At 63.0% G+C, this 7513-nt stretch carries 6 protein-coding genes; 5 read left to right on the top strand and 1 reads right to left on the bottom strand.

The window, feature by feature from the left end; genetic code table 11:
- From E2I15_RS38910 to E2I15_RS32730, 5 genes are all read left to right on the top strand, one after another.
- Positions 1–4684, top strand: a 4684-nt coding sequence (locus E2I15_RS38910) for a hypothetical protein (protein WP_196238955.1), incomplete at its 5' end; no start/stop codon positions are given.
- Positions 4685–4969: 285 nt separating this feature from the next.
- Entirely contained in the window at positions 4970–5467 is a 498-nt protein-coding gene (locus tag E2I15_RS32745) for a phage tail protein (RefSeq protein WP_170991722.1), read from the top strand.
- Positions 5468–5479: 12 nt separating this feature from the next.
- A complete protein-coding gene (locus tag E2I15_RS32740; protein WP_137482487.1) occupies positions 5480–5983 on the top strand; it encodes a phage tail protein in 504 nt (167 codons plus the stop codon).
- 9 nt (positions 5984–5992) lie between these two features.
- On the top strand, positions 5993–6520 hold the full coding sequence (locus E2I15_RS32735) for a phage tail protein (RefSeq protein ID WP_137482488.1): 528 nt from the start codon (positions 5993–5995) through the stop codon (positions 6518–6520).
- Positions 6517–7080 carry a GNAT family N-acetyltransferase gene (locus E2I15_RS32730; RefSeq protein ID WP_137482489.1) on the top strand — a complete coding sequence of 188 codons (564 nt, stop codon included), beginning with the start codon at positions 6517–6519 and terminating at the stop codon, positions 7078–7080. The genes E2I15_RS32735 and E2I15_RS32730 overlap by 4 nt, the downstream gene beginning before the upstream one ends.
- Here the strand turns inward: E2I15_RS32730 and E2I15_RS32725 are convergent.
- Positions 7062–7364, bottom strand: a complete 303-nt coding sequence (locus E2I15_RS32725; RefSeq protein ID WP_155262691.1) for a DUF6916 family protein — start codon at positions 7362–7364, stop codon at positions 7062–7064. The two genes, E2I15_RS32730 and E2I15_RS32725, sit on opposite strands and share 19 nt — an antisense overlap.
- Positions 7365–7513: the final 149 nt, after the last annotated feature.

Here is a 7513-nt window from a genome sequence, read left to right as displayed (position 1 = left end):
GTCCGCGACGGTGCAGATCACCGGCAACTATGTCAGCGGCCAGGATGTTCTCGGTTTCACCAACCAGAACGGCATCACCGGCTCGTTCGATGCCGCAACCGGAACGCTGACGCTGACCGGCTCCTCCAGCGTCGCGAACTACCAAACCGCGCTGGCATCGGTGACTTACATCAACACCAGCGACAATCCGTCCGGGCTTGCGCGCACCGTCACCATCACGACCAATGACGGCACGCTCGACAGCTCGCCGGTCACCGACACCATCAACGTCACCCCGGTCAACGACCCGCCCGTCGTCACCGCCGGTCACACCCTCAACTACACCGAGAACCAGGCCGCGACCGCGTTCGACCCGGCGATCATCGTGTCCGACGTCGACAATGCCACGCTGACCGGCGCGACGGTGCAGATCACCGGCAACTACGCGAACGGCCAGGACGTCCTCGCCTTTACGTCCCAGAACGGCATCACCGGCTCGTTCAATGCGGGAACCGGCATGCTGACGCTAGCAGGCACCGCCAGCGTCGCCGATTACCAGGCGGCGCTCGCCTCGGTGACCTATCAGAACACCAGCGACAACCCGTCGGGCCTGGCGCGCACCGTCACGATCATCGCAAACGACGGCACGGCGACCTCCACGCCGGTCACCGGCACCATCAATGTCACGCCGGTCAACGACCCGCCGGTCACGACCGCCGGCGGCATGCTGAACTACACCGAAAACCAGGCCGCGACCGTGATCGATGCGTCGGTCAACGTGACCGACGCCGACAGCGCCAATCTGACCGGCGCGACGGTGCAGATCACCGGCAATTTCGCCGCCGGCCAGGACGTGCTGGGCTTCGTCAACCAGAACGGCATCACCGGCTCGTACAATTCCGCGACCGGCGTGCTGACGCTGACCGGCTCCTCCAGCGTCGCCAACTACAAGGCCGCGCTCGATTCAATCACCTATTTCAACTCGAGCGACAATCCGTCCGGGGCGGATCGCACCGTCGGCTTTACGGTCACCGACGGCACCGACAGCAGCAACACCTCGACCTCGACCATCCACGTCACGCCGGTCAACGATGCGCCGGTCGTGAGCTTCGGTGCCATCACCGGCTTCTCCGAGCCGCCGAACGGCACGCCGGCCGCCAACTCGACGCCGGTCACGATCACGCCGAACCTGACGATCACGGACGCCGAAGGCAACAACCTGACCGATGCGACCTTCGTGCTGAACAATCTGAAGCCGTCGGATGCGCTGTCGATCGCAGGCCACGCCGGCAACAGCGGCGATATCGGCGGCATCCACTTCGAGATCACGAGCACCGCGGGCACCGAGACGATCAGTTTCACCGGTACCGACACACTCGCGCACTACAATGCGGCGCTGGACCTGATCCAGTTCAACAACACCAGCGAAAACCCCGACACCACCGCGCGGTCCTACAGCCTGTCCATGCACGATGACGGTGGCACCGCGAATGGCGGCAGCAACACCGGGACGGGATCGACGACAGGAAGCGTCACCGCCGTGGACGACGGACCGACCGCGTCGGTGCCGGCGGACAATTCGATCGGAACAGCGTTCTCGCACACCAACCTCGCGATTTCAGGACTTTCGGTCGCCGACATTGATGCTGCCAGCGGCAACGTCACGGCGACGATTGCCTCAAGCCATGCGAACTTGACCTTCAATACCGCCGGGCTGGCCAGCTTCACCAACAACAGCAGCCACACAGTGACGCTGACCGGGACCGTCGCGCAGGTCAACACCGCGCTGGCGACGTTGACATACAACAGCGACGACGGCTTCACCGGCTCGGATACCGTCACGCTGAACATCAACGACAACGGCAACACCGGCACCGGCGGGCCGCTCACGTCGGGCGCCCAGACCTTCCATGTCGGCGTCGTGCCGCAGGTGTTCTATATCGACAACTCGCCCACGGCGCTGGCCAACAGCGCCAATCTCGGCACCGCGGCCGACCCGTACACCTCGATCGCCGCCTACAACGCGGCGAATCCGGCCGGCTCGGGCGATTATGTCGTGCTGAGGTCCGGCACCTATACCGAGGCCAACGGCATCAATCTCGCCAACGGAGTCAACCTGGTTGGCGGCAGCCACAGCCTGACCTTCACCAATCCGGTGACCGGCGCAGTGGTAACCGCGAACACCGCGACCGGCACCGATCCGGTGATCCAGGTGACCGGCGCCGACAACGGCATCGACCTGCTCGGCACGGCCGGCCACAGCATCAGCGGCGTCAGCATCGATACCTCGGCCTCGACCGGTGTGGGCATCAGCGACGACGGCTTCAATGTCGGCACCGTCACGATGTCAGACATCGTGATCAAGACCGCCAGCGGCACCGGCATGAGCTTCACCCATGGCGGCACGATTGTCGTCACCGGCAGCAACAACACCATCACGTCGACGACCGGCACTGCCCTCGATGTCGAGCACACCAATATCGGCGCGGGCAATCTCACCTTCAAGAGCATTTCGTCGACCGGCTCGTCGGGCAATGCCGGCATCATCCTCGACACTACGGGAGCGGCCGGCGGGCTCACGATCACTGGCACGGGAATCGCCGGCTCCGGCGGCACCATCAACAACAAGACCGGGGCTGACATCCTGAGCGGCACCGACGCCGGTGGGCAGACGACGTCAGGCACCGGCGGAACCGGCATCTACCTGCACAACACCTCGAACGTGTCGCTGAGCGACATGACGCTGCATGACTTCAGCAACTTCGCGATCTACGGCAACAACGTCACCGGATTCACGTTCGCGGACGGAACCATCAGCGGCGTCAACGGCACCACCAATGCCGGTGACCGCGAGGAAAGCAGCATCCGGTTCGACAATCTGCTCGGCACCGCCTCGATCACCGGATCCGGCATCTCCGGCGGATACAATCAGAACATCGATCTCTACAACACCAGCGGCACGCTGAACCGCTTGACGATGGACAACGACACGTTCGGCCTGATCAATGCCGTCGGCGGCAACGACAATGTCCGCGCGCAGGTCTACAATTCCGCGACTGCCAACTACACGCTGACGAACAGCACGTTCGCCGGCACGCGCGCCGACTTCATCGCGATGACCGCCAACAACAATGCGTCGATGGACGCCGTTGTTCGGGGCAACACGTTCCACAACGGACAGGCCATCATTCCCGGCGGCGGCACCGCGGTCGACATCAGGAGCGGATCCGGCGGTCTCGTCTCTGCCGCGACCACCACGTTCGATATCTCGCACAACACCCTGACCGACGGCGGCGCCAACGCCTTCGACACGGTCGGCATCTTCGTGGCGAAGGGCCAGGACAACGGCACCATGTCCGGCACCATCGCCAGCAACGTTATCGGCCCGGCGAAGGTGGGATCCAACTCCGACGGCATCTTCGTCCGCGACGCCGGCGCCGGCAGCCTGACGACGCTGATCCAGAACAACACCATCACCGGGGTCGGCAACAACGGCATCCATCTCCAGAACAACGACGGCAGTTCGACCCTGAACGCCACGCTGTACGGCAACTCTGTGTCGTCTCCGACCTCCGCCAATCCGTTTGCCGCAATGCTAGTGGACAACGGCGCGACGGCGACCGACACCAGCACGACGAATGTCGTCATCGGCATGGGCGCAGGCGGCACGGGCAGCAAGAACACGCTTAACCACAACGCCAGCTATGCCACCGACGTCGAGCTGAGCAACTTCAACGCCAACACCCATCTGAACCTCTCGAGGAACGGTTCGGCATCGGGCACCGCTGCGGGCGTGATCACCGACGACAACGCCAGCGGCACGGGCGCCATCACCGTCGACACCACGGGCGGCGTCGGCACGACGACGCTGGTCAACACGCTGCCGACGCTTCCCGCGGTGGTCGCGCCGCTGCTCGCCGAAGCGGGCGGCGTTCAGGCATCGACTCCGGGCACAGGCGAGATGCACCTGACGCAGGCTGAGCTCAACTCGGTCGTGTCGGCGGCGATTGCGCAATGGGCGAGTGCGGGCGCCAGCGCGACGCAACTCGCTCTCCTGCATGCGACGACTTTCAGCGTCGCCGACCTCGCCGGCCAGATTGTCGGTCAGGAAGGTGCCGGGCATATCACGATCGATACCGATGCGGCCGCGCATGGCTGGTTCATCGACCCGACGCCATCGGACAATTTCGAGTTCGCGCACGCCATCAATGCCGCCGGCACCGATCTCTTGACCGACCCGTCGACGGCCGCGGCAGGCCATCTCGATCTCTTGACCACCGTCGTGCATGAATTGGGCCACGTGCTCGGCCTTCCCGACACCGTCTCGGCGTCCGATGCCAACAGTCTGATGTATATCGGCCTCGCCGACGGCGAGCGCCGGTTGCCAACGGCTACGGATGTAGCTCAATCCAACCTGGCATTGCAGAAGGCCATGCCGACGCAAGGCACCGTAGCCTCGCAGACGACCAATACGTCGACGGTCAACCTGACCAACCGCGACAGCTTCGACTTCTCGTCATTGACCCAGACGCAATCGCAGACCAACACAAGCCATGTGGACTTGACCAACCAGACCTTGTCCGATCTGTTCAGCGGGCATTCCAATGCCTCCACGCCATGGTGGGTTGGGCACGAGACGATTTTCGCCGCCATGGGCGGCACGCCGACCGATCATCTCCAAACCCATCACGATCTGGTTGTTTGATCGAACGTTGCGACGGCCCTACCAACGTCTGCCGAAGCGATCCGGCAGGCGTTGTTGATTTAGTGAGATCGCGTTCGTTCGTGTCGACCCCGGTGGCGAAGCTCCACGTCATCACAACGACATTTGTGCGTCACGCCTCAGAAAAATCACGAAAGCCAGACAATCGTTGAGGTTGCACTTGGTACAAAACACGCTATCGTGCATTTCGTTATCGCGTGACAGCATTTGCCTTGCATTTTCATTAACTGAGTCACTGACAAGACGGATCGTCTGGGCGGAGGATCGATGTCTCAACCATATCTCTCGGAAATCAGGATGATGTCGTTCGGCTTCCCGCCCAAGGGCTGGGCGCTCTGCAACGGTCAATTGCTGCCGATCAATCAGAACCAGGCATTGTTCTCGCTGTTTGGTACGACCTATGGCGGGAATGGCACGACGAATTTCGCGCTCCCCAATCTGCAGGGAAAAGTGCCGCTGCATATGGGACAGGGCTTCACGCAGGGGCAGACCGGCGGCGAGACGTCCCACACGCTGACAATCCCCGAGATGCCGCAGCACCCGCACACATTTCAGGGCACGACCAACAATGCCGACAACGCCGCGGTCACCGGCAATCTGATGGCGACGTCGGCCAATCTCTATACGGCCCCGAACAATCTGACGACGCTGGACCCGAGCACCGTCGCCAATGCCGGAGGTTCGCAGCCTCACGAGAACATGCAGCCCTATCTCACGGTCAGTTTCTGCATCGCTTTGCAGGGCATCTTCCCCTCCCGGAATTGAAGGACGCGCGCCATGGGCGAGCCATATGTCGGCGAGATACGCATGTTCGGCGGCAATTTTGCGCCGAACGGCTGGATGTTCTGCCAGGGACAAATCCTGGCGATCTCCCAGTACGACGTTTTGTTTAACCTGATCGGGACCACGTATGGCGGCGATGGCCAGTCGACGTTCGCTCTGCCGAACCTGCAGGGCCGCCTGCCCATGCACCAGGGCAGCAGCTTCGTCATGGGACAGAGCGCCGGCGTCGAGCAAGTGACGCTGACGACCCAGCAACTGCCCATCCACTCCCACCCGATGGCGGCATCCCTGAACAACGCGACCGGCAGCACGGTGACGGGCAACGTCGTCGGCGCCGTGGGTGCTACGCAGATTTACCGCGAGGTCCCGGCAGGTTCGGCGATGGCGAACCAGGCCTGCACATCCGTCGGCGGCAACCAGCCGCACGACAACATGCAACCTTACCTCTGCCTCAACTTCATCATTTCAATGTTCGGCGTTTACCCGAGCCAAACCTAGGACGGGACCATGTCTGACCAATTCCTGGCCGAGATCCGTATTTTTCCGTTCAACTTCGCCCCCGTCGGGTGGGCCCTCTGCAACGGCCAGCTCATGCCGATCTCGCAGAACACCGCGCTGTTCTCCCTGCTCGGCACCACCTATGGCGGTGATGGCAAGAGCACCTTTGCGTTGCCCAACATGCAGGGCAACGCGCCGATGCAGCCGGGACAAAGCTCCTTTGGCACTGTGTACGATCTTGGACAGGCCGCCGGCTCGACGACAGTGACGCTGCTGCAATCTGAAATGCCCCTGCACAACCACGGGGTCCTGGGCAATATCAATCCGTCGAACCTCGCCACGCCCAGCACGGTGCGGTCGCTTGCACGCGCAAATCCGGGTCAGGCCTACACGGCGACGTTGACGAACATTTCGCCGTTTTCGGCCATCAGTTCGATCATGCCGATCGGCGGCAGCCAGCCCCACAACAACATGATGCCCTATCTCACCCTGAGTTTCTGCATCGCGCTTCAGGGCATTTACCCGACGCGGCCATGACGGATGGTTTGCGCACGGATATTGTTCCCGCTGCGTTTGAGTGGACACGCGCAGCGGATGCCGGCCTGACGTTTCGCCATATTGCCGACGGCGATTTGGCCTTCCTTGCGCGGCTCTATGCCTCGACCCGAACCGACGAACTGGCCTTGACGCCGTGGAGCGCCGAACAGAAGGCTGCTTTCCTGGCGATGCAGTTCCAGGCCCAGCATAGGCACTACCAGCAGTATTATCCGACGGCTGACTGGCTGGTGACGATGCGCGGCGGCGAGGATATCGGCCGTCTCTATATCGAGCGCTGGCCGGGCGAGCATTGCGTCATCGATATCGCCTTCCTGCCCGAACATCGCGCATCGGGTCTCGGCGGCGCGCTGATGCGCGACGTGCTCGACGAGGCCGCCCGCGCCGGCAAGGCCGTCTCGATCCACGTGGAGAAATTCAATCCCGCGATGCGGCTCTACCGGCGGCTCGGCTTCATCACCGAGGAAGACAAGGGGGTCTACGACCTGATGCGCTGGCGGGCGGCGGCGGAAGCTTCCGACCGTCAGGTGAAGACCGCCTGATAGCCGTTGCCGTCCGCAAGCGGCCCGATCGGCACCAGGAACATCTCGATCACGCCCAGCGCGGGATGCCGCACCGGATAGATCGCCTGCGGCAGCCACGCGCCCTTCGGGCCCGTGAACAGCAGCGAAAACGCACCACCCGGCCGGCCGCTGTTGCCGGCAGGCTCGACCTTGGCGAGCCTCAGCGCCACCGCGCGATCCGCCGCCTGCATCTCGAACTCAGCATCCTGATGCGGCGTGAAGTCGTCAATGTGCAGTTTGGCGAGATCGACTGCCGATGTCATGCGCACGTCCCTGTTGCTTTCGAGGTGTAACACACGCCGCGATGTTGCCGTCAAGATTTCTGCCGGTCATCTGATTTCGACTTGAAGCTTTCACCGTCATTCCGGGGCGCCCTCTGCTTCCAGGGGGAGGCAAGTAATCGCAAGACTCG

Source organism: Bradyrhizobium sp. BR2003 (assembly GCF_009720285.1).
GTDB classification, from domain to species: Bacteria; Pseudomonadota; Alphaproteobacteria; order Rhizobiales; family Xanthobacteraceae; genus Bradyrhizobium; species Bradyrhizobium elkanii.
This window is presented reverse-complemented; position numbering and strand designations above follow the sequence as displayed.

What these genes read in the sequence shown, in the direction of transcription:
- E2I15_RS32745 (WP_170991722.1), top strand. Translation starts at nt 4,970, where the DNA reads ATGTCTCAACCATATCTCTCGGAAATCAGGATGATGTCGTTCGGCTTC.
- E2I15_RS32740 (WP_137482487.1), top strand. Translation starts at nt 5,480, where the DNA reads ATGGGCGAGCCATATGTCGGCGAGATACGCATGTTCGGCGGCAATTTT.
- E2I15_RS32735 (WP_137482488.1), top strand. Translation starts at nt 5,993, where the DNA reads ATGTCTGACCAATTCCTGGCCGAGATCCGTATTTTTCCGTTCAACTTC.
- E2I15_RS32730 (WP_137482489.1), top strand. Translation starts at nt 6,517, where the DNA reads ATGACGGATGGTTTGCGCACGGATATTGTTCCCGCTGCGTTTGAGTGG.
- E2I15_RS32725 (WP_155262691.1), bottom strand. Translation starts at nt 7,364, where the DNA reads ATGACATCGGCAGTCGATCTCGCCAAACTGCACATTGACGACTTCACG.